23 protein-coding genes are annotated in these 20,646 nt (G+C 70.8%); 12 read left to right on the plus strand and 11 right to left on the minus strand.

Annotated elements, in window-relative coordinates; genetic code table 11:
* The first annotated feature begins 40 nt into the window (after window positions 1-40).
* Entirely contained in the window at window positions 41-1,432 is a 1,392-nt protein-coding gene (locus ACFYWJ_RS15780) for an MFS transporter (RefSeq protein WP_355277560.1), read from the plus strand.
* Here ACFYWJ_RS15780 and ACFYWJ_RS15785 read toward each other — a convergent pair.
* Entirely contained in the window at window positions 1,403-1,762 is a 360-nt protein-coding gene (locus ACFYWJ_RS15785) for a DUF3099 domain-containing protein (protein ID WP_355277844.1), read from the minus strand. The two genes, ACFYWJ_RS15780 and ACFYWJ_RS15785, sit on opposite strands and share 30 nt — an antisense overlap.
* 143 nt (window positions 1,763-1,905) lie before the next feature.
* Between ACFYWJ_RS15785 and ACFYWJ_RS15790 the strand changes: the two genes are divergently transcribed.
* Window positions 1,906-2,142, plus strand: coding sequence for a DUF3039 domain-containing protein (locus ACFYWJ_RS15790; RefSeq protein WP_355277558.1), 237 nt, complete (start codon window positions 1,906-1,908; stop codon window positions 2,140-2,142).
* On the opposite strand, the gene ACFYWJ_RS15795 is transcribed toward ACFYWJ_RS15790, so the two are convergent.
* Window positions 2,115-3,104 carry a YihY/virulence factor BrkB family protein gene (locus tag ACFYWJ_RS15795; protein ID WP_355277841.1) on the minus strand — a complete coding sequence of 330 codons (990 nt, stop codon included), beginning with the start codon at window positions 3,102-3,104 and terminating at the stop codon, window positions 2,115-2,117. The genes ACFYWJ_RS15790 and ACFYWJ_RS15795 overlap by 28 nt on opposite strands.
* 397 nt (window positions 3,105-3,501) lie before the next feature.
* Here ACFYWJ_RS15795 and ACFYWJ_RS15800 point away from each other — a divergent pair, with 397 nt between their 5' ends.
* Window positions 3,502-5,181 (plus strand): DEAD/DEAH box helicase, encoded by a 1,680-nt coding sequence (locus tag ACFYWJ_RS15800; RefSeq protein WP_355277838.1) that lies wholly within the window; start codon window positions 3,502-3,504, stop codon window positions 5,179-5,181.
* A 10-nt stretch (window positions 5,182-5,191) separates the two neighbouring features.
* Here ACFYWJ_RS15800 and ACFYWJ_RS15805 read toward each other — a convergent pair whose 3' ends face one another.
* On the minus strand, window positions 5,192-5,794 hold the full coding sequence (locus ACFYWJ_RS15805) for a TetR/AcrR family transcriptional regulator (RefSeq protein ID WP_355277555.1): 603 nt from the start codon (window positions 5,792-5,794) through the stop codon (window positions 5,192-5,194).
* Between the two features lie 147 nt (window positions 5,795-5,941).
* Between ACFYWJ_RS15805 and ACFYWJ_RS15810 the strand changes: the two genes are divergently transcribed.
* Entirely contained in the window at window positions 5,942-6,676 is a 735-nt protein-coding gene (locus ACFYWJ_RS15810) for an SDR family oxidoreductase (RefSeq protein ID WP_355277554.1), read from the plus strand.
* 38 nt (window positions 6,677-6,714) lie between these two features.
* Here the strand turns inward: ACFYWJ_RS15810 and ACFYWJ_RS15815 are convergent, their stop codons facing one another.
* Window positions 6,715-7,257, minus strand: a complete 543-nt coding sequence (locus ACFYWJ_RS15815) for a hypothetical protein (RefSeq protein ID WP_355277551.1) — start codon at window positions 7,255-7,257, stop codon at window positions 6,715-6,717.
* On the minus strand, window positions 7,257-8,996 hold the full coding sequence (locus ACFYWJ_RS15820; protein ID WP_355277835.1) for a DEAD/DEAH box helicase: 1,740 nt from the start codon (window positions 8,994-8,996) through the stop codon (window positions 7,257-7,259). Before ACFYWJ_RS15820 ends, ACFYWJ_RS15815 begins: the two co-directional genes overlap by 1 nt.
* A 125-nt stretch (window positions 8,997-9,121) precedes the next feature.
* On the opposite strand from ACFYWJ_RS15820, the gene ACFYWJ_RS15825 reads away from it, so the two are divergent.
* The gene (locus ACFYWJ_RS15825) at window positions 9,122-9,880 is read left to right on the plus strand and encodes a TetR/AcrR family transcriptional regulator (protein ID WP_355277548.1); all 759 of its coding nucleotides are present in this window, start codon (window positions 9,122-9,124) and stop codon (window positions 9,878-9,880) included.
* A gap of 93 nt (window positions 9,881-9,973) precedes the next feature.
* Here ACFYWJ_RS15825 and ACFYWJ_RS15830 read toward each other — a convergent pair whose 3' ends face one another.
* On the minus strand, window positions 9,974-10,168 hold the full coding sequence (locus ACFYWJ_RS15830; RefSeq protein ID WP_029903635.1) for a hypothetical protein: 195 nt from the start codon (window positions 10,166-10,168) through the stop codon (window positions 9,974-9,976).
* 347 nt (window positions 10,169-10,515) lie between these two features.
* Between ACFYWJ_RS15830 and ACFYWJ_RS15835 the strand changes: the two genes are divergently transcribed.
* From ACFYWJ_RS15835 to ACFYWJ_RS15845, 3 genes are read left to right on the plus strand one after another with little or no spacing between them, the layout of a single operon-like run.
* Window positions 10,516-10,944, plus strand: a complete 429-nt coding sequence (locus ACFYWJ_RS15835) for a DUF952 domain-containing protein (RefSeq protein WP_387162680.1) — start codon at window positions 10,516-10,518, stop codon at window positions 10,942-10,944.
* Window positions 10,945-10,982: 38 nt separating this feature from the next.
* Entirely contained in the window at window positions 10,983-11,465 is a 483-nt protein-coding gene (locus ACFYWJ_RS15840; protein ID WP_355277544.1) for a TrkA C-terminal domain-containing protein, read from the plus strand.
* A gap of 5 nt (window positions 11,466-11,470) precedes the next feature.
* Window positions 11,471-12,649, plus strand: a complete 1,179-nt coding sequence (locus ACFYWJ_RS15845) for a cation:proton antiporter (protein WP_355277541.1) — start codon at window positions 11,471-11,473, stop codon at window positions 12,647-12,649.
* Here ACFYWJ_RS15845 and ACFYWJ_RS15850 read toward each other — a convergent pair whose 3' ends face one another.
* The 3 genes from ACFYWJ_RS15850 to ppgK all read right to left on the minus strand — a co-directional run bounded on the left by ACFYWJ_RS15850 (window position 12,650) and on the right by ppgK (window position 16,156).
* Window positions 12,650-13,540 (minus strand): MHYT domain-containing protein, encoded by an 891-nt coding sequence (locus ACFYWJ_RS15850; protein WP_355277538.1) that lies wholly within the window; start codon window positions 13,538-13,540, stop codon window positions 12,650-12,652.
* Window positions 13,541-13,785: 245 nt separating this feature from the next.
* A complete protein-coding gene (locus ACFYWJ_RS15855; protein ID WP_387162676.1) occupies window positions 13,786-15,153 on the minus strand; it encodes an RNA polymerase sigma factor in 1,368 nt (455 codons plus the stop codon).
* Between the two features lie 244 nt (window positions 15,154-15,397).
* Window positions 15,398-16,156 (minus strand): polyphosphate--glucose phosphotransferase, encoded by a 759-nt coding sequence (gene ppgK, locus ACFYWJ_RS15860; RefSeq protein ID WP_355277537.1) that lies wholly within the window; start codon window positions 16,154-16,156, stop codon window positions 15,398-15,400.
* 95 nt (window positions 16,157-16,251) lie between these two features.
* Between ppgK and ACFYWJ_RS15865 the strand changes: the two genes are divergently transcribed.
* A complete protein-coding gene (locus ACFYWJ_RS15865; RefSeq protein ID WP_355277535.1) occupies window positions 16,252-17,148 on the plus strand; it encodes an inositol monophosphatase family protein in 897 nt (298 codons plus the stop codon).
* A 45-nt stretch (window positions 17,149-17,193) separates the two neighbouring features.
* Here the strand turns inward: ACFYWJ_RS15865 and cei are convergent, their stop codons facing one another.
* Entirely contained in the window at window positions 17,194-17,877 is a 684-nt protein-coding gene (gene cei, locus ACFYWJ_RS15870; protein ID WP_355277532.1) for an envelope integrity protein Cei, read from the minus strand.
* Between the two features lie 374 nt (window positions 17,878-18,251).
* Here cei and ACFYWJ_RS15875 point away from each other — a divergent pair, with 374 nt between their 5' ends.
* Window positions 18,252-18,554 (plus strand): DUF4193 domain-containing protein, encoded by a 303-nt coding sequence (locus ACFYWJ_RS15875; RefSeq protein WP_218716942.1) that lies wholly within the window; start codon window positions 18,252-18,254, stop codon window positions 18,552-18,554.
* Window positions 18,555-18,570: 16 nt separating this feature from the next.
* Here ACFYWJ_RS15875 and ACFYWJ_RS15880 read toward each other — a convergent pair whose 3' ends face one another.
* Window positions 18,571-19,107, minus strand: coding sequence for a DUF3093 domain-containing protein (locus ACFYWJ_RS15880; protein ID WP_355277530.1), 537 nt, complete (start codon window positions 19,105-19,107; stop codon window positions 18,571-18,573).
* Window positions 19,108-19,179: 72 nt separating this feature from the next.
* On the opposite strand from ACFYWJ_RS15880, the gene dut reads away from it, so the two are divergent.
* Together dut and ACFYWJ_RS15890 are read left to right on the plus strand one after the other, a co-directional pair.
* Entirely contained in the window at window positions 19,180-19,650 is a 471-nt protein-coding gene (dut, locus tag ACFYWJ_RS15885; protein WP_218716944.1) for a dUTP diphosphatase, read from the plus strand.
* A gap of 5 nt (window positions 19,651-19,655) precedes the next feature.
* Window positions 19,656-20,561, plus strand: coding sequence for a DUF3710 domain-containing protein (locus tag ACFYWJ_RS15890; RefSeq protein WP_378831321.1), 906 nt, complete (start codon window positions 19,656-19,658; stop codon window positions 20,559-20,561).
* The last annotated feature ends 85 nt before the right edge of the window (window positions 20,562-20,646 follow it).

Genomic DNA, 20,646 nt, shown 5'->3' on the forward strand with positions numbered 1-20,646 from the left:
GCCACTCGTTCGTGCCGCGAAGTTCCGGCACCCTGTTCCGGTGACCGATCTCCGCGCGCCCCTGCCGCCCACCGGCGACGACCCGGCCGACCGCGCCACGCCCGTCCCCGGCGGCGCGGGGGCCATCGATCGGCCGACCGACGCCGCGCCGGTGACCACCCGGCGTCGTCGCGCCCCGCATCCCGCGTGGATCGTGGCGGGCGTCGGCTTCGTCGCCTTGCTCGGCGCCGCCGCCTTCCGCTCGGTGCCCAGCGTCCTGATCGACCCGCTGCACGCCGAGTTCGGCTGGTCGCACGCGACGATCTCGGCCGCCATCTCCCTGAACATGCTGCTCTACGGCGTGATCTCGCCGTTCGCTGCCGCGCTGATGGACCGCTTCGGCATCCGCCGGGTGGTGTGTTCGGCGCTGGTGCTGATCGCGGCGGGCAGTGGCCTGACGGTGTTCATGACCCAGGCCTGGCAGCTGGTGGCGACCTGGGGCCTGCTGGTCGGGGTGGGCGTGGGGTCGATGTCGATGCCGTTCGTCGCCACCATCACCGGCCGCTGGTTCCTGCGCAGCCGCGGCCTGGTCACCGGCGTGCTGACCGCCGCGGGCGCGACCGGTCAGCTGGTGTTCCTGCCGCTGGTGTCGATGCTTGCGCACGAGCACGGCTGGCGGCTGCCGTCGGTGCTCGTGGCGGGTGTCGCGCTGGCGGTGGTGCCGCTGGTGTGGTTGTTCGTGCGGGACTACCCGAGCGATGTCGGCGTGCGGGCCTACGGCGCGCCGGAGGGCTCGGACGCGGGGACGCGCGTCACGGTCGCCGGCGGCGCGGGCCGGGCGCTGAGGGTCTTGGCCTCGGCCGCGCGCAGGCCCGGGTTCTGGCTGCTGGCAGGCGGTTTCGCGGTGTGCGGCGCGTCGACCAACGGCTTGGTCGGCACGCATTTCGTGACCGCGGCCCACGATCACGGCATGCCGCCGACCACCGCGGCGGGGCTGCTGGCGCTGGTCGGGGTCTTCGATGTGGCGGGCACGATCGCCTCCGGCTGGCTCTCGGACCGGGTCGATCCGCGCTACCTGCTGCTCGGCTACTACTCGCTGCGCGGGCTCTCGCTGCTGATCCTGCCCTCGCTGCTGGGTCCGCACACCCAGCCCAGCATGTGGGTCTTCGTGATCTTCTACGGCCTGGACTGGATCGCCACGGTCCCGCCGACCGTGCTGCTGTGCCGGGAGCTGTTCGGCGCCGACGGGCCGATCGCGTTCGGCTGGGTGTTCGCCGCCCATCAGGTCGGCGCGGCGATCGCGGCCACCGGCGCGGGACTCATCCGCGACCTGCAGGGTTCCTACGATCTGGCCTGGTATCTCGCCGGCGCGCTGTGCGGCCTGGCGGCGCTGATGTCGATGCTGGTGCGGCGCCCGCGGACGTCAGCCGTCGATGGCCTTGTGCGGGCGTGAGTCCAGGGCGATCTGGTTGGCCCTGCCGTCCCAGCGGCTCGGCTCGTCCTTGGTGCGCGGCGGCCGGTCGTTGGCGATGAGCACGGCGATCCACGGCAGCGGCACCGAGGCCACGATGATCAGGATCGAGATCAGCGGGTTCTCGAACGCGCTGTAGGCGATCGCGGCCAGGATCAGGCAGGGGATGCGGAAGGCCATGATGATCGTGTAGCGGCGGACGCGGGCGCGATGCTGGTCGTCCAGCGACGGCGCGGCTTCGGTGATGAGCACCGGGTGCTTGGCGTCGGCGCCGGGGAAATAGCCGCGCGAGGAACTCGGCGCGGCGGGCATCGTCACCTCCGGGGCCGGTGTCGGCTCGTCGGCGCCGGGGGTGTCGCCGTGGGACTGCATACCCCGAGTCTTCCACTCGACGCCGGCGAACGCACACGCGGCTGGTCAGCGGTACGCGCCCGGGATGCGGCATCATGGAAGGCGTGAGTACAGACACTCTGGTACGCCCGGAAACCACGACCGACGAGACGACCGGCGACGACGTCCCCAAGTTCTTCCACTACGTGAAGAAGGACCGGATCGCCGAGAGTGCCGTGATGGGCACCATGGTCGTCGCGCTGTGCGGCGAGGTCTTCCCGGTGACGCGTTCGCCCAAGCCCGGTTCGCCGGTCTGCCCGGACTGCAAGAAGGTCTACGACGGCTTGCGCAAGGGCGACTGAACCGGCTCCGCGTTCGGTGCGGTCGATGCCTCCGCCGAGGCGTCGGCCGCCTCGTCGCGTTCGTCGTCGTCACCGCGCACCTGGTTGCTGAGCCACTCCTTGACCTGCTCCATCCGGGTGGCCCTGGCCGGCCAGAACTCCTGCACCGCGGCGTTGAACTCGGCGCCGAGGATCACCGCGAAGCCGAGGAAATAGGTGAACAGCAGGAACGCGATCGGCGTGGCCAGCGCGCCGTAGCTCACCCCGGTGGCGGTGATCCAGGCCAGATACCGGCGCAACAGGTCGCTGGCGGCCAGGAAGAACACCCCCGCCACCAGCGCGCCGCCGAAGAGCCGGTGCCAGGGCAGCGATCGGTGCAGCGCCAGCTTGTAGAGCGTGGTCAGCCCGACGATCAGCAGCAACCCGACGATCGGGTAGTAGAACGTGTCGATCAGGCGCAGGCCGGGTTCGCGCCAGGTCTCGGGCAGCACCCGGCCGATCCGGGTGGGCCCGAGCGCGATCACCGGCAGGATCAGCACCGCCGCCACCAGGAACTGCACGTAGAGCAGCAGCGCGAAGATCCGCTGCCAGACCGGATGCCGGGCATCCTGCTGATCGTGGGCCTCCACGATCGCGTCGACGAAGGTCGCCATCGCCGAGGACCCGGCCCACAGCGACAGCACGAAGCCCACCGACACCACCGCGCCGCGCCCGCGGCCGAGCACGTCGTCGACGGTGGGTTCGATCAGGTCGGAGACGACCGACGGGCTGAAGAACTCCCGGCTGAACGCGATGATCTTGGATTCCACGATCTGCACCGTGTCGGGGCCGAAGAGCCCGCCCACGTAGCCGAGGCTGCCGAGCAGGCCGAGCAGCAGCGGCGCGAGCGAGAGCGTCTGCCAGAAGGCGGCGGCCGCCGATTTGGCGAAGATCGAGTTGTTCCAGCACTTCTGGGCCACCCGGACCACCAGTCGCCACGCCATGAGCAGCCACCGCGTCACCCGGGCGTGTTCGCGGGGACGTTGCCCGGCGGCCCCGGCCGGGGCCGCGGGCGGCGCGGGCGGACCGCCGGGCAGGGGTGCCTGCGGCGGGTGCGCCGCGTCGGCTGCCCGGATCTGGTCGTTGCTCATGGTGTCTCCAGCATCCCGCACGACGGTGGTCCGTGTGGTGCGGGCCGGGCATCGTGTCGGCGGGTGACAGGTAAATGGCCGGTGACCTCGGGCTCGTTTGTGATGCCTGTCGCCCACCCCGCGTCGGTTTGGCGACACGCCGCATCGGGCGGCTAGGGTCGTCTGCGTGACTGGGTCGGGTGGCGTCGCTGCGGCGAGAGAAGCGGGTACACCGGGCGATGCGGCCGCGGGGGGTGCGTCGGGGGGTTCCCTGCGCGCCTGGCAGCGGCGCGCGCTCACGAAATACCTGGCCACCAAGCCGCGCGACTTCCTCGCGGTCGCGACCCCCGGCGCGGGTAAGACCACCTTCGCGCTGCGGGTAGCCGCGGAGTTGCTGGCCGATCGCACGGTCGACCAGGTGACCGTCGTCGCGCCGACCGAGCACCTCAAGCACCAGTGGGCCGCCTCGGCCGCCCGCTCCGGCATCCAGCTGGACTCGCGCTTCTCCAACAGCACCGGCGGCACCTCCGGCGACTACCACGGCGTCGTGGTGACCTACGCCCAGATCGCGGCCCACCCCGCGCGGCACCGGGTGCGCACCGAGAATCGCCGCACCCTGGTGATCCTCGACGAGATCCACCACGCGGGCGACGCCAAGAGCTGGGGCGAGGCCACCGAGGAGGCCTTCGGCGACGCGACGCGCAGGCTCGCGCTGACCGGAACCCCGTTCCGCAGCGACGATTCCAAGATCCCGTTCGTCACCTACGAACCCGACGAGGCCGGTTTCCCGCGCTCGCGCGCCGACCACTCCTACGGCTACGCCGACGCCCTGGCCGACGGCGTCGTGCGCCCGGTGGTCTTCCTGGCCTACTCCGGTGACGCGCACTGGCGCGACAGCGCGGGCGAGGAGCACACCGCCCGCCTCGGCGAGCCGCTCAGCGCCGAACAGACCGCGCGCGCCTGGCGCACCGCGCTGGACCCGGCGGGCGACTGGATCTCGGCGGTGCTGCGCGCGGCCGACACCCGCCTGCGCCAGCTGCGCGCCTCGGGCATCCCCGACGCGGGCGGCCTGGTGATCGCCACCGACCAGGAACGCGCCCGCGACTACGCCGAACTGCTGGAACACATCTCGGGGGAGCGGCCGGCGGTGGTCCTCTCCGACGACCCGCAGTCCTCGAGCCGTATCGACGAGTTCGCCAAGGGCACCCAGCCGTGGATGGTCGCGGTGCGCATGGTGTCCGAGGGCGTCGACGTGCCGCGCCTGGCCGTCGGCGTGTACGCGACCAGCGCGTCGACGCCGCTGTACTTCGCCCAGGCCATCGGCCGGTTCGTGCGTGCCCGCAAGCCGGGGGAGACCGCCAGCGTCTTCCTGCCGTCGGTGCCGGTGCTGCTCGACCTGGCGGCCCAGCTCGAACTCCAGCGCGACCACGTGATCGGCAAGCCGCATCGCGAGAAGAACGCGCTCGACGACGAACTGTTGATCGACGCGAACAAGACCAAGGACGAGCCGGGCGAGGAGGAGAAGTCCTTCGTCGCCCTGGCCGCCGACGCCGAGCTCGACCAGGTGATCTACGACGGCTCCTCCTTCGGCACCGCCACCATCGCGGGCAGCGACGAGGAAGCCGACTACCTGGGTATCCCCGGCCTGCTCGACGCCGACCAGATGCGCGCGCTGCTGCGCGAACGGCAGACCCGTCAGCTCGCCGACCGCAGTGCCCAGGACGCCGCCGTCCCCGCGCCCGCCGCGGTCGTCGAACGGGTCGCGACCTCGGACAAGCTGGGGGAACTGCGCCGTGAACTCAACAGCCTGGTCGCGATGCACCACCATCGCACCGGCAAGCCGCACGGCGTGATCCACGGCGAGCTCCGGCGCGAATGCGGCGGTCCGCCCACGGCTCTGGCGACCGCCGACCAGCTGACCGAGCGCATCGCGGCCCTGCGGCGCCAGTAGCGCGCGGACGCTACGTCGTCGACGCCGCGAGCACGCGCAGCGCGCTGTCGACGGCGGCGCTGAGCTCGGCATGGCCGACGTCGTCCCTGGCCTGAATCGAAAGCCCGTACAGGACGGTGCTGTACAGCGTCGCCAGCGCGGCGGTATCGGTGCCGGGCCGCAGATCGCCGTCGGCGACGCCGCGGTCGAGCCGAGCGTGGATGTCGGCGGTGGTGTGCCGGCGGGCCTCGGCGAGGAACTCGCGGACCGAGGCGTTGCGCGTGGTGTAGGTCGCGCCCGCCAGGACCACCATGCAGCCGTGCGGCAGCCCGGGGTCGGTGTAGGTGGTGATGTTGTCGCGCAGCATCGCCTCGATCGCGGCGTAGGCGGTGGATTCCTCGCGCAGCGCCCGTGCCGTGCGTGACCCCTCGGTCCGGCCGTAGAGCTCGACCGCGGCACGGAACAGGGCTTCCTTGTCGCCGAAGGCGGCGTAGAGGCTGGGGGAGTTGATGCCCATGGCGGTGGTGAGGTCGGCCATCGAGGCGCCGTCGTAGCCGCGTTCCCAGAACACCTCCATGGCACGCCGCAGGGCGACGTCGCGATCGAAACCGCGTGGGCGGCCGCGTTCTGCCATGGCGAACCTTTCTGTGTCGATCGACAAACTTACCTCGTCGAGCCCCCGCTCGTAAATTCTGTATCGATCGATAAGAAACTCTTGACGCGGCTCGGCGTCGTGCGCTTGGCTATTTGTGTATTGATCACTACACAAAGGAGCGAACCGATGACGAGCAGCACCGTGGCCCTGGTGACCGGTGGCAGCCGGGGGATCGGCGCCGCCATCGCCCGCAAGCTGGCGGGTGCGGGCGCCGACGTGGCGTTCACCTACCAGCGCGACGAGATCGCCGCGAAGGCCGTCGCCGCCGACATCGAGGCGCTGGGCAGGCGGGCGCTGCCGCTGCGCGCCGACAGCGCCGACGCGGGGCAGATCGCCGCCGCGGTCGACCGGACCGCCCGGGACCTGGGCGGGCTGGACGTGCTGGTGAACAACGCGGGCATCTTCCCGGCCAAGCCCTACGAGGAATTCGGCCTCGACGAGATCGACCGGGCGCTGAACATCCACGCGCGCGCCCCGTTCGTCGCGGGTCAGGCCGCCCTGGCCCATCTGGGCGAGGGCGGGCGGATCATCTCCATCGGCTCGAACCTGACCGACCGCGCGCTCTTCGGCGGCCTGGCGCTCTACAACCTGAGCAAGTCCGCGCTCAACGGCTACACCAAGGCGCTGGCCCGCGAACTGGGCCCGCGCGGCATCACCGTCAACCTGGTCCAGCCGGGACCCACCGACACCGACATGAACCCGGCGGGCAGCGATCACGCGCCGGTCCAGCGGGAGTTCAACGCGCTGGGGCGCTTCGGCGCGCCCGAGGACGTCGCCGATCTCGTCGCCTTCCTCGCCGGTCCCGCCGGGCGGACCATCACCGGCGCGGTCATCACCATCGACGGCGGCACCAACGCCTGAGTCGCCGGGGCACCGCGCGGCGGCGGTGCCCCGGCGCGTCAGACCGCGAAGAAGCGCGCGGGATCGAGTGCGTTGATGCTGGTCCAGCGCTGTTCCTGGACGGGCGCCGCGGTGTCGGTGGTCGCGTCGAAATAGCCCTGGAGTTCCAGGGCTAGCCGCGGATTCTCGTCGACCTGCCGGGCGATCGTGTACAGCACCGCGAGCACGTGCACGCACCGGTCGGTGCGCGCCGAACACGAGCAGTCGGTACTGGCCAGGGTCGGCGCGGGCGCGTGACCCGCGTCGAGCAGCGCGCGGTGCATCTCGTCGGTGACCACCGAGGAATCGGGAATCGCCCGCGCGATCGTGGTCACCTCGGCCCGGGTCAGCGGCACCACCTCGACATGGGCGACCGAGGCCTGACCACCCCGATGCAGATGCGCGCGGACCGTGCGTCCCTCGATCTCGGTGCGCACGCCGTGATTGCGGGCGATGCTGCGGGCGCGCGGCAGCAGCGGTTCCGGCTTGGTCTGGCGCAGCGGCTCGGCCAGCCGGACCCAGTCCTTGCCCCAGGGCGTGTAACCGAATTCGTTGTCGGCCATCAGTTCTCTCGCTTCCGGCGCAGGATGTCGACGAGGGCGTCGTCGTCGAGGCGGGCCAGGTCGGCGATGCCCGCCGCGTCGGACAGATCGGTCAGCGCCGATTTCCGGGTGTGCATCGCGGCGATGTGCTCCTCGACCGTGGTCGAGCTGGTCAGCGTGGTGACCGTGACGGTGCGGGTCTGCCCGATCCGGTGCGCGCGGTCGGAGGCCTGCGCTTCGACGGCCGGATTCCACCAGCGATCGAAGTGGATCACGTCGGCGGCGCGGGTGAGCGTCAGGCCGGTGCCCGCCGCGCGCAGGCTCAGCACGAGCACCGGTGGGCCGTCCGGTGACTGGAACGCGGTGACGATCCCGGCGCGCTGGTCGGCGTCGAGCCCGCCGTGGAAGAACGGCGCGGTGATGCCGAACTGTTCGGCGAGATGCCGCACCAGCAGCTCACCGGTCGCGCGGTACTGGGTGAAGATCAGCGTGGGGTCGCCGGTGTCGAGATTGGTCGCCACGATGTCGGTGCAGAGGTCGAGTTTCCCGGAGCGCCCGGCCAGTTCGTCCAGGTCGCCGGAGACCAGGCCGGGATGGTTGCAGACCTGTTTGAGCCCGGTCAGCGCCGCGAGCACGCGCCCCTGGCGTTGCAGCCCGGAGCCGAAGCCCTCGTCGAGTGCCTCGGCGAGCACCGCGTCGTAGACCCGTTCCTGTTCCGGCGTCAGGTCGCACAGCAGATCGCTGTGGATCTTCGCCGGCAGCGAGGCCGCGACCTGGATCTTCTTGCGGCCGAGGAGGACCGGTTCCACCGCGTCCCGCAACCGGGCCGCCGCCGTGGCCGACCCCTCCTCGATCGGTTTGACGAACCGGCGCCGGAACTGGGTGCGGTGGGCGAACAGTCGCGGCACGGTGAGGTGCAGCAGCGCGAACAGTTCGTCGAGATGGTTCTCCACCGGCGTGCCGGTCAGCGCGAGCTTGGCGTCGGCGGGCAGGGCCTTGGCGGCCCGCGACACCTGCGTGCGCGGATTCTTCAGCGCCTGGGCCTCGTCGAACACCACGGTCGCCCACCGGGTCTCGGTCAGGGCGGTCCCGTGCAGCCGCAGCGTCGGATACCCGGTGACCACGATCGTGCCGGGCGCGGCGGGCACCGCGCCACCGCGCCAGGACACGGCCGTCAGAGCGGGCGCGAACCGCGTGATCTCGTGGACCCAGTTGCCGACCAGCGAGGTCGGGCACACCACCAGTTGCGGGCCCGCGGACCGGCCGCGCAGGAAGCCGATGGTCTGCACGGTCTTGCCGAGCCCCATCTCGTCGGCCAGTACCGCGCCGCCGTACGCCGCGACGGTCTCGTGCAACCAGCTCACGCCCCGCACCTGATACGGGCGCAGCGTGGCGTCGAGCAGGCCGGTGAGTTCGGTAGCGGCGAGCTCGGTCTCCCGGAGCACCCGCGCGGCTCGCTCCGCCGAGAAGATCGCGGTGCCGACGGCGTCGGGGACGGCGTGGGCGGCGATCGGCAGGATGTCGGGCCGCACGTCGGTGTCCTGGGCGAGCACCGCGCGCCACGCCAGCGTCGACGGCGCGAGGTCGTCGGGAGCCAGTCCGGCCAGCTCGGCGGGCGTCACCACGGCGGCCGGGATCTCGGTCGGTTCGATCGCGCCGCGTTCGCCGACCGGCAGCGCCAGCGTGAGGTGTTCCCGATCGCCGAGGTCGGTGGGCGCGGGGCCCGCACCGTGACCGGTCCACGTCCACAGGGCGAACAGGTGACGGTCGGGGAGATAGGTGGCCTGGGTGGCGGGCAGAGCGGTCTCCTCTGATCGGGCAGCGCGAACGACCTAACAACGTACACTGTACTGAGTTTGTTCCCGACCGCCAGAAAGGACCGCGCGTGCCCACCGACGGCGACGAGTCCACCGCGCAGGCCACCCGCATCCTCGAGCTGCTGTGGCGGCACGCGCTGCCCGCCAGGCCCGGCGCCCGCGGCCCGAAACCCGGGCTCACCGTCGACGCCGTGGTCGCCGCGGGCATCGCCCTGGCCGATCGCGACGGGATCGACAAGCTGACGATCCGCGCGGTCGCCGCCGACCTCGGGCTGCGCGCCATGAGTCTCTACACCTATGTGCCCAGCAAGGAGGCGCTGCTGGTGCTCATGGTCGACGCCGTCGCCGCCGACGACCCGCCGATCCCGGCCGACCTGCCGATCCGCGACCGGATGATCGCGGTGGCCGCCCGGATCCGGGCCGAGCTGATCGCGCACCCCTGGCTGCTCGAGGTCTCGCCGTGGCGGCAGGTGCTCGGGCCCGCCCGGATGCGCCGCTACGAAGGTCAGCTCGCCGCGATCGAGGGCATCGGGCTCGACGACCTCGCGATGGATCGCGCGATCGCGGTGCTCACCGACTTCGCCACCGGCAACGCCCGCCTCGCCATCGCGGCGGCGGGTGCGACGGCCCAGCTCAGCGACGCCGACTGGTGGCAGGTGCACGGACCCCTGCTGGCACGGGTGATGCCCGCCGCGGAGTTCCCGCTGGCGGGCCGGGTCGGCGCGACCGTGGGCGAGCACTACCAGGCGCCGGCCGATCCCGACGGCGCCTTCGCCTACGGCGTCGCGACCCTGGTCGACGGCATCCTCGCCGACGCGGCGGGCTGACCCGGAGACGGCGACAGCGGGCGTCCGGATTCCGGATCGCCCGCTGTCGGGTGTTCTGTTGTCAGATGTTGTTGTTTCGGACGCGAGGAGTGGTCAGAGGGCGGGAGCGGATTCCGTGTCGATCACGGCTTCGAGCTCGCGCAAACGGTCCATGTGTTCATTCGCGTGGTGCTGGCAGAAGAGCAACTCGCCACCCGCGGGAAGAACGGCACGCACTCGGGCAGCCGCCCCGCAACGATCGCAACGATCGACCGCGGTCAGTGGGGTGCTGGTCAGGGTTCCTGGCATGACTCCTCCGTCCCGGCTCCCGGCGCTGCGTGGCCGTTCGCCTAGGTGTGGGCCCCGTGGTCACTCCACGTGGCTCGCGTCCGCTACTTCCCAGCAGTGGTACGACTACTCTCTCAGACGTTCGGGGTTCAGGCTTTGTTCCCGGAAGTGAATCTTTGTGTTTTCGATAACACGACCTGCGGTTTCGCTGAAAGCGAACACGTGCTGGTCATGCTCTCGAGCCCACGCCGACCACTCGCGGTGCCGTCGCTGCCACCTCCCACTCGCTCCCTGTCACTCATCGATATGTCGCTCGCTGCGGTGTTGCTCGTTACGTACCGGGCCGACCGCGTATCGAGGGAGTTCCGATGATCCTGTGGCAGGGTCTTGGACGTCCGATCCTGTTGTCTACCCGGAGATTACCCGTGACGTCCGACACCCACACGCTTGTTCACCTGTGTTCTTCCCAAGAATGGGCCGACGCCCGTCGGGTAGGTGAACGCAGGCCGCCCTCGCTGTCGGAGAGCGGGTTCGTGCATCTGTCCACCCCTGCGCAGGTCCACCTGCCCGCCAACCGGCTCTTCGCTGGGCGCACCGACCTGGTGGTGCTCTGGCTCGACCCGTCCCGGTTCACCGGCGAGGTGCGCTGGGAGCCGGGGGTGCCGACCGATCCGGCCTCGATGCTGTTCCCGCACCTGTACGCGCCGCTGCCCGTCGCCGCCGTGCTCGAGGCCGTCGCGTACCTGCCCGGCCCGGACGGGCGCTTCGATACGCCCCGGCGCGGCACAGTGGCGTAGGCCACATTCGCGGTGGCGGCGCGACTACTGTGGAAGGTGTGAACGTCGACGTCACAGCGCTACCGGGAATCGGAGTGCGCAAGGATTTCGAGGTCAAGTCGGGTCGTCGGGTCGGGGTGGTCGCCCACCGCGACGGCGACATCGACCTGATCGTGTCCAAACACGACGACCCGGACGCGATCGCGGCCCAGGTGCCGCTGTCCACCGACGAGGCGTCGGTGCTGGCGAACCTGCTCGGCGCGCCGCAGCTGGTCGCCAAACTCAACGACGACCATCGCGATCTGCCGGGCATCACCACCCGCCAGCTCGCGATCCTCGACGAATCACCGTACGCGGGACGCACACTCGGCGAGACCGCCATGCGCACCCGCACCAAGACCTCGATCGTCGCGGTGATGCGCGCCGGTCAGCTGCACCCGTCGCCGGGGCCCGACTTCACCTTCACCGAGGGTGACCTGCTCGTGGTCGTCGGCACTCCGGACGGCCTCGACGCGGCCGCGAAGATCCTCGCGCACGGCTGACCGCCGTGACCTCGCAGGCCCTGGCTCTGCTCGAGCTCGGTGTGATCTTGTTCGCGCTGGGGATCTGCGGGCGGGTGGCGGCCCGGTTCGGCATGTCGCCGATCCCGCTGTATCTGCTGGGTGGTCTGGCCTTCGGGCGCGGTGGCTATCTGCAGCTGGAGGCGGCCACCGAGTTCGGGCATCTGGCGAGCGAGATCGGCGTCGTGCTGCTGCTGTTGCTGCTCGGGCTCGAGTACACCGCGCCCGAACTGATGACCGGGCTGCGGCGCTCCTGGGCGGCGGGCGTGGTGGATCTGGTGGCCAACGCGCTGCCCGGTGCCGCGGTCGCGCTGATCCTCGGCTGGGGCGCGACGGGGGCCGTCGTGCTCGGTGGCGTCACCTACATCTCGTCGTCGGGGATCGTCGCCAAGGTGCTCGACGACCTCGGCCGGCTCGGTAACCGCGAGACCCCGGTGGTGCTGTCGATCCTGGTGCTCGAGGACCTGGCGATGGCGGTGTACCTGCCGATCCTGACCATGATGCTGGCCGGGCTGAGCCTGCTGAGCGGGCTGGTGTCGCTGGCCGTCGCGCTGGCCACCATCTCGGTGGTGCTGGTGGTGGCGCTGCGGTTCGGCCGGGTGGTCTCGGCCGTGCTCGACAGCGCCGACCGCGAGGTGTTCCTGCTGCAACTGCTCGGTGCCGCGCTGCTGGTGGCGGGCGCGGCCTCGGCGCTGAACGTCTCGGCCGCGGTCGGCGCGTTCCTGCTCGGCATCGCGATCTCCGGGTCCACCGCGCACGAGGCGGCGAAGCTGCTCGAGCCGCTGCGCGATCTGTTCGCCGCGATCTTCTTCGTCGCCTTCGGGCTGTCCATCGATCCGGCCGCGATCCCGCCGGTGTTCGGCTGGGCGGTGGCGCTGGCGGTGGTCACCGCGGGCACCAAGATGGCGGTCGGCTGGTGGGCGGCGAGCAGGCAGGGGATCCGCCGGATGGGCCGGGCCAGGGCGGGCGCCGCGCTGGTGGCGCGCGGCGAGTTCTCCATCGTCATCGCCGGGCTGGCGGTCACCTACGGCAAGGTCGATCCCCGGCTGGCCGCGCTCGCCTCCGCCTACGTGCTGCTGATGGCGATCCTCGGGCCGATCGCGGCCAGGGTCGTCGAGCCGGTCGTCGAATTCACCCGGCGCCGTGCGGGTCTGGCGCCGAGCTGATCAGTCCACCACCCGGCGCGGCCAGGCGCCGACGCCGTCGTAGACCAGTTCCTCGGTGTGGTGTTCCACGTAGGGATGTGGCGGCATCGGTGCCACCGGCGCGACGTCCCGCTGCGGGCGCGACCGGGGCCCGCGCCGGGAGGTCAGCCACATCCGCGGCAGCGCCTCCTCGTTCTCGATCTCGGTGAGGCTCACGCTGATCAACACCAGCATGGTGACGATGCTGCTCACCCCGATCAGCGGGGCCAGCAGGTCCATCGCGCCCGAGCCCGCGGGCGGTGCCGCGTGGTGATCGGAGTGGGCGTGCATGGCGGCCATGCCGGTGTAGTGCATGCCGCAGACCGCGACGCCCATGATGATGGCCGCGCCGACCGTCGCCAGAAAACCCTTGACGCGCAAGGTGAACCAGAGCGCCACGATCGAGGCGACCACCGCGATCACCATCGACAGCGCGACGATCTTCGCGTCGTAGCTGACCGTCGCCGTCGACTTCATCGCGTACATGCCGGTGTAGTGCATGGTGCCGACGCCGAGCCCGGTGATCGTCCCGCCCGCCAGCAGCGAGCGCAGCGTGGGCTGGGGCTTGTTGACCATGAACAGCCCGATCCCGACGACCACCATCGCGGTGAGCGCGCTGAACAGCGTCAGCGGAATGTCGAAGCGGATCTCCGCGCCGCGGATCGAGAAGCCGAGCATCGCGATGAAATGCATGACCCAGATGCCGGTTCCGCCGATCGCGATCGCGGCGCCGACCAGCCAGCTGACCCGCCCCTCCACCGCGTTGCGGCCGCGGGCCGCGCACTGCAGGCCGAGCAGACATCCGGTGACGGACATGAAATACGCGAGAACGGGAGTGATCCACCCGTAGCTGAAGTGATAAATGTCGAGCACGCCGCGAAAACCCTCAATGCCAAGTACCGCGAACCGGCGGCGGTAGAACGAAAAACTGGATGTGACGATACGGCGAAGATCGCGAATCCGTGTCGTTCACAGCGCAATCCGACACTGTGGGTTTGGTCACGAAAAGGTTACCGAGTCCGGTTTATTGGGAATACCGACCGATCGGAATGTGCATTCGGAAACAAAAAAGCCCGTGCCCATCCGAAGATGGACACGGGCCTCCGTGTCGAAACGCGCTAGTCGAGGTAGTCGCGCAGCACCTGCGACCGGCTCGGGTGGCGCAGCTTGCTCATCGTCTTCGACTCGATCTGACGGATGCGCTCGCGCGTCACGCCGTAGACCTGGCCGATCTCGTCGAGGGTGCGCGGCTGGCCGTCGGTGAGGCCGAAGCGCAACCGCACCACGCCCGCCTCACGCTCGGACAGCGTCTCCAGCACCGACTGCAGCTGATCCTGCAGCAGGGTGAAGCTCACCGCGTCGACCGCGACGACGGCCTCGGAGTCCTCGATGAAGTCGCCGAGCTGGCTGTCGCCCTCGTCGCCGATGGTCTGGTCCAGCGAGATCGGCTCACGCGCGTACTGCTGGATCTCCAGCACCTTCTCCGGCGTGATGTCCATTTCCTTGGCCAGCTCCTCCGGGGTGGGCTCACGGCCCAGGTCCTGGAGCAGCTCGCGCTGGATGCGGCCGAGCTTGTTGATGACCTCGACCATGTGCACCGGGATACGGATGGTGCGGGCCTGGTCGGCCATGGCGCGGGTGATGGCCTGGCGGATCCACCACGTCGCGTAGGTCGAGAACTTGTAACCCTTGGTGTAGTCGAACTTTTCGACCGCGCGGATCAGACCGAGGTTGCCCTCCTGGATCAGGTCCAGGAACGCCATGCCGCGACCGGTGTAGCGCTTGGCCAGCGAGACCACCAGGCGGAGGTTGGCCTCGAGCAGGTGGTTCTTGGCCCGGTTGCCGTCGCGCACGATCCAGTTGAAATCGCGGCGGGTGGTCACCGACAGCTTCTCGCCCGCCTCGGCGAACTCGCGCATCTTCTCCGCGGCGAACAGGCCGGCCTCGATCCGCTTGGCGAGCTCGACCTCCTCCTCCGCGTTCAGCAGCGCGACCTTGCCGATCTGCTTGAGGTAGGCGCGCACCGAGTCGGCGGACGCGGTGAGCTCGGCATCCTTGCGCGCCTGACGCAGCGCCTCGGACTCCTCCTCGTCCCACACGAAATCGCCGGAGGCCTTGTCCTTCTCGGACGGCTCCTCGGTCTCGGCTTCCTCGGTGGTGTCCTCGGCCACCTCTTCGACCAGGGCGTCACCGTCGGTGAGCTCGTCCTCGGAGACCTCCAGGTCGCCGAGATCGTCGAGCTCGATCGACTCGTCGTCGAGCTGTTCCTCGCCACCCTCGGCCGCCGTCGCCTTCTTGGCGGCGGCCTTCTTGGCGGGCGCCTTCTTGGCGGCGGCCTTCTTGGCCGGGGCCTTCTTGGCGACGGCCTTCTTCGCCGGAGCCTTCTTGGCGGCGGCCTTCTTGGCCGGAGCCTTCTTGGCCGGGGTGGTGGCGTCGGCGTCGGCGTCGGCCGAGTCGGCGGTCTGACGGGTATTCGTGGCTACCACGTACGCCCTTTCGTGACGGTCTCGTGCGGCGTCACGCCAGAGTGGTTTTCCGGCGGAGCGGTCGGTCGGGTTGCACCGGCGGTGCGTCGGTCGGGTGGAGCCGGTCTGTGCACCGGCCTCCGCGCGACCGGCCGCGGCCGGAAGGTTTCACCGGCTCACCGCCGGACGTGTTCCATTGTAACGATCCAACCAGGGTACTCATGGCACGATGCCACCCAGGCGTTGCGCCGACCTCCGCGCCGGGCTACGGCGCGATGCCCTTGTCGATGGCCATGGCCGCGCCGACGATACCCGCGGTGTTCTTCAACACGGCCGGGATCACCGGAGTTCGGTTGGTGAGCAACGGTATCCACTGCTCGTGGTCGCGGCTGATGCCGCCACCGGCCACGATGACCTTCGGCCAGAACAGGTCCTCGAGGTGCCGCAGCACGGTGCTCACCCGCTCGGCCCACTGCGGGTAGCTGAGCTCCTCGCGGTCCTTGACCGACGCCGCGGCCAGGTGCTCGGCCTCGTCGCCGGCGACCACCAGGTGGCCCAGCTCGGAGTTGGGCACCAGGGTGCCGTCGTAGAGCAGCGCCGAGCCGATCCCGGTGCCGAAGGTGAGCAGCAGCGTCAGCCCGTCGAGCTCGCCGGCGGCGCCGTAGCTGTCCTCGGCCAGCCCGGCGGCGTCGGCGTCGTTGAGCACGGTCACCGCGCGCCCGCCCAGCGCCTTCGAGAACAGCTCGCGCGCGTCGGTGCCGATCCACGCGTGGTCGATGTTGGCGGCGGTCCTGGCGTGGCCGTCGAGCACCACGCAGGGCAGGGTGATGCCGACCGGGCCGTCCCAGTCCGCCAGCGCGACCAGTTCGGCCACCGCGGCCGCGACGGCGTCCGGCGTGGCCGGCTGTGGCGTGGCGATCTTGAGGCGCTCGTGGGTCAGCGTGCCGGTCGCCAGGTCGACCACGGCGCCCTTCACCCCGCTACCGCCGATATCGATGCCGAATGCGTGCCCCCGAGCGGACATGGTTCAACCCCTTGCTGACGCGCCGATGTGCCTGACAAAGAGTAGCGGTAGTCACCCTGCGCGCGAGGCGTCGCCACATGTGATCCGATGGAGTCGTGCCCGAACCCATCGTGTCCGAGACCGTCCTCGCCCCGACCGCCGCCGACCACGAGGAGTTGCGGCTGCTGGCCGTCGAACTCGCCGAGGCGGCGGCCGCGCACGTGCGTGCCCGCAGACCCGAAGTGTTCGCCGCCGACGGCCCCGTCGAGGGCGCGGTGGCGACCAAGGGTCACATCACCGATCCGGTCACCGTCGTCGACACCGAATCCGAGCAGCTGATCCGCGCGCTGCTGGCCGAGCGCAGGCCCGCCGACGCGATCCTGGGCGAGGAGGGCGGCGGCGATGTCGGCGCCACGGCGCCGGGGGCGATCACCTGGGTCGTCGACCCGATCGACGGCACCGTGAACTTCCTCTACGGCCTGCCCGGCTACGCGGTCTCGGTGGCCGCGGTGCGCGACGGTGAACCGGTCGCGGGCGCGGTCGTCGACGTGGCCGCGGCGACCACCTACAGCGCCGCGCGCGGGGCCGGCTCCTACGCCGTGCGCGCCGACGGTACCCGCGTGAAACTGGCTTGCGCGCAGGAGGATTCGCTCACGGTGGCGCTCGTCGGCACCGGCTTCGCCTACGGCAGGCAGCGGCGCGCGGCGCAGGCGCGCTTCCTCACCGAGGTGCTCCCGGAGATCCGCGACATCCGCAGGCTCGGTGCCGCCGCCATGGACCTGTGCCATGTCGCGGCCGGCGAACTCGACGCCTACTACGAGCACGGGCTCAACGCCTGGGACTGGGCCGCGGGCGCGCTGATCGCCGCCGAGGCCGGTGCCGTGGTGCACGTCCCCGATGTCACCGTCGGTGGCGCCGCGGGGGAGCTGACGATCGTGTCCGCGCCGGGCGTGGCGACCGAGCTGACCGCCCTGCTCACCCGGGTCGGCGCGACGACCGCCCTGCCCGACTGACGCGCACGCGCCGCGGGCATGCTGACCCGCGGCGCGTGGCTCGGCTCAGCACTTGACGGTGCGGGCGGCGTCCAGGAGTTCGGGATCGATGGAGGACGAGCTGGCGCCGGGCGCGAGGTTCTTCAGCGACCGCAGCACCTCCTCGGCGTCGGCGCCGGGGCGCAGCGATTCGCCGAAGGCCAGGCCGAGCACCAGGTCGACGGTGTCGTCGGTGCGCGGATCCTCGATCAGCTCGGCGCACGGCGCGACCAGCTGCACGGACGCGGCGGCGGGCCGCCCGTTGACGCCGTACCGGATCTGACCGGTGCAGTTGAGGTCGCCGCTGACGTAGACCGGATCGTTACCGACCTGTGTCCCCGGCGCGCCCGCGAACCCGAGGTCGCCCAGCGCGGCCGCGATGTGGCCGGCCTGGCCGCTCTTGCCGTTGGCGTTGAAGACCCGCACCTTCGACTCCGAGAGGGCCGCGGGGTCGACGTCGTCGAGCCGGGACGGGTTCATCCGGGTGCCCAGCGCGGCGGGCTGGGCCGCGTTGGTGGCCGTCGGCGTGCTCGGGGCGTTGCAGGCCATCGGCTCGTTGCTGTCGTCATGGGTCCGAAACGCCGTGATCCAGACGAACAGGCTCACCAGAGCCAGCACGAGGACGAGCGCGAGCCAGAGCTCGGGCCGCCGTCGCGGGAAGGGTTTGCCGTCGCGATCGGTCGCGCTGCCTTCGGTGATCAGTGAAACCACGCGCTCACTCTACGAGTCCGGTGGCGATGCGCGAGTGCGGGAGGTCTCGGCGAGTTTCCCGCCAGGTGAAGATTCGTCGTCGGTTTCGACTCGGCCGGGTTTTGATTGCGACATTTGTCCGTAGGTCCGCTATTGTCTGGCCGCCCAGATCGAATAATCACCGGTGAAACGGTGGTCGGTCGCGGGAACAACAAGGGCATGTCCTGCGTTAACCGAACGCTGTCGGAGTCATCGATCCTCGATCGACGCTGATAGGCGGCCGGTGTACGTGTGAGGTGCACCACCGGCGGGGCGGTACGGACGCCGGACCCCAGTGGGGTACGGCCATCGAACCGATCCGGGATATACGGAGTAAGGACTGAGGGGAAGACGACATGGCAACCGACTATGACGCACCGCGGCGCACCGAATCCGACGAAGTGTCGGAGGATTCGCTCGAGGAGCTGAAGGCCCGCCGCAACGAGGCGCAGTCCGCCGTCGTGGACATCGACGAGTCCGATACGGCGGAATCGTTCGAGCTTCCCGGCGCGGACCTGTCCGACGAGGTACTCAGCGTTCGGGTGGTCCCGAAGCAGGCCGACGAGTTCACCTGTTCGAGCTGCTTCCTCGTGCACCACCGCAGCCGACTGGCCAGCGAGAAGGGCGGCCAGCTGATCTGCATGGACTGCGCCGCCTGACGCGACGCGAGACGGGTCAGCCCGCGCTCGGGAGCCCGAGCGCGGCCAAGACCCGGTCCGGCCTGCGCGTACTGATCAACCAGTACGGCGTCGGGTCGTCCGGGTCGTCCAGAACGAGCAGCGCCATCGGACCGATCCAGGCCCGGTGCTGCACATACGCGGCGGGGTCGAGCTGTCGGCCCAGCGCCGCACTCTTGGCCGTCGGTGCGACGGCCGCGGCGCGCGCGACGAAGCTCACCGGCAGGTGGGCACGGTCGACGCGCAGTTCCGCCGTACCGTCGGACGCGACGGTGACCTCGAGGCGATGCCGCGACATCCACAGCAGGATCCAGACCGGGATCGGCGCCAGCAGCACGTAGGGCAGCCAGGCCCGCAGACCCGGCGCGCCCATGTGGATCTCGGCGGCCAGCAGGCCCGCGATGGCGAACCCGATCGGCCACCACCACAGCGGCACCCAGAGGCGTTCGCGGTAGGGCGAGGCACCGTGTCCCGAGGACGCTGAGCGCTCGGTGTCGACGGTGTCGGTGGTCGGCGAATGGGGCTGGTCGGGCACCCCTCAACACTAGGTCACCGCACCAGGGCGGCAACGAGAAGGTCCGGCGCCGACCGCGTAGGCTCGACCGATGTGAACGCACTTGCACCGATTCCGCTGCGGCGGCTCGATCCCGGCATCCCCGTGCCGACGCGTGCCCATCCGGGTGACGCGGGCGTCGATCTCTGTACCACCGAGGACGTGATCATCGAACCGGGCGAGCGGGTGCTGGTCGGCACCGGGATCGCGATCGCGCTGCCGGTCGGCACGGTCGGGTTGATCCATCCCCGGTCCGGGCTGGCCGCGAAGGCGGGATTGTCCGTGGTCAACACCCCCGGCACGGTGGACGCGGGCTATCGCGGTGAGATCAAGGTGTGCCTGATCAACCACGATCCGCGCACGGCGATCGAGCTGCGGCGCGGCGATCGCATCGCGCAGTTGCTGGTGCAGCGGGTCGAGCTGGTCGACTTCGCCGAGGTCGACGATCTCGACGAGACCGCGCGCGGCACCGGCGGATACGGGTCGAGCGGCGGGCATGCCAGCCTGGCCGGTGAGGAGGCGTAATGGGTCTGTTCGGGAAGAAGAAGCGCGCGCCTCGCGAGGACGCGGCCTACGACGACGCGGAGTACGCGGACGCCGACGACTACACCGATGCCGACGGCTTCGACGAGTTCGAGGACGAGTACGACACCGACGAGTTCCAGCGCCCCGACTTCGCGCACCTGGACTTCGACGACGCCCCGACCGACGAGCGCATCTACGGCAACTTCGACCACGAGCCGGATGCCGCCGCGGGCCCGTACGACATCAGCGAGGTGTCCGACGAGATGGTCGCGCGCCGCCTCGATCTGGGGTCGGTGGTCATTCCCGTCCCGGCGGGCGGGCAGCTGCAGGTCGAGATGAGCCCCGACGGCACCCCGCAGGCGGTGCACCTGGCCACCGAGCACGGCAGGCTCACCGTCGCCGCCTACGCGGCGCCGAAGTCGGCCGGGCAGTGGCGCACGGTCGCCGCCGATCTGGCCGAGTCGCTGCGCGGTGACGGCGCGAGCGTCGCCGTGGAGAAGGGGCCGTGGGGCCGCGAGGTCAAGGCCATCACCGAGGGCGCCGACCTGCGGTTCATCGGTGTCGACGGACCGCGCTGGATGATTCGCCTGGTCGCCGCCGGTCCGTCCGGCGCGGTCGACGAGCGCAGCCCGCTGATCACCGCCGCCCGGGCCGTCCTGGCCGATGCCGTGGTGCGGCGCGGTGACGAGCCGCTGCCGGTGCGCGATCCGCTCCCGGTGGTGCTGCCGCAGGAACTGGCCGAACAGCTGGCCGCCGCTCATCAGCAGCAGGTGCTCGCCCAGCAGCAGGCGCTGGCCGCCCAGGCCGCCGCCGCGCAGGCCGCGCCGGCCTCGGCGCTGCCGCCCAAGATGCCCGACGAGCCGCGCCGCGGTGCCGACGGGTCGGCCATGCAGCAGCTCGGCCTGAACTAGCGGCCGGCCCGCCTCTCCGTGACTTCTGCCGGTCGTGGGGAGGTAGTCGGCTGCCGACCGGGCCGGGTTGGGTGGCGTGCTGGGC

The sequence above is a fragment of the Nocardia sp. NPDC003269 genome (genome assembly GCF_042888005.1).
Classification (GTDB): Bacteria; Actinomycetota; Actinomycetes; order Mycobacteriales; family Mycobacteriaceae; genus Nocardia.

Excerpts from the sequence above, each read along its gene's own strand:
- ACFYWJ_RS15785 (WP_355277844.1), bottom strand. The coding sequence starts at position 1,762 with ATGCCCGCCGCGCCGAGTTCCTCGCGCGGCTATTTCCCCGGCGCCGAC.
- ACFYWJ_RS15795 (WP_355277841.1), bottom strand. The coding sequence starts at position 3,104 with ATGGCGTGGCGACTGGTGGTCCGGGTGGCCCAGAAGTGCTGGAACAAC.
- ACFYWJ_RS15805 (WP_355277555.1), bottom strand. The coding sequence starts at position 5,794 with ATGGCAGAACGCGGCCGCCCACGCGGTTTCGATCGCGACGTCGCCCTG.
- ACFYWJ_RS15810 (WP_355277554.1), top strand. The coding sequence starts at position 5,942 with ATGACGAGCAGCACCGTGGCCCTGGTGACCGGTGGCAGCCGGGGGATC.
- ACFYWJ_RS15815 (WP_355277551.1), bottom strand. The coding sequence starts at position 7,257 with ATGGCCGACAACGAATTCGGTTACACGCCCTGGGGCAAGGACTGGGTC.
- ACFYWJ_RS15830 (WP_029903635.1), bottom strand. The coding sequence starts at position 10,168 with ATGCCAGGAACCCTGACCAGCACCCCACTGACCGCGGTCGATCGTTGC.
- ACFYWJ_RS15835 (WP_387162680.1), top strand. The coding sequence starts at position 10,516 with ATGATCCTGTGGCAGGGTCTTGGACGTCCGATCCTGTTGTCTACCCGG.
- ppgK (WP_355277537.1), bottom strand. The coding sequence starts at position 16,156 with ATGTCCGCTCGGGGGCACGCATTCGGCATCGATATCGGCGGTAGCGGG.
- ACFYWJ_RS15875 (WP_218716942.1), top strand. The coding sequence starts at position 18,252 with ATGGCAACCGACTATGACGCACCGCGGCGCACCGAATCCGACGAAGTG.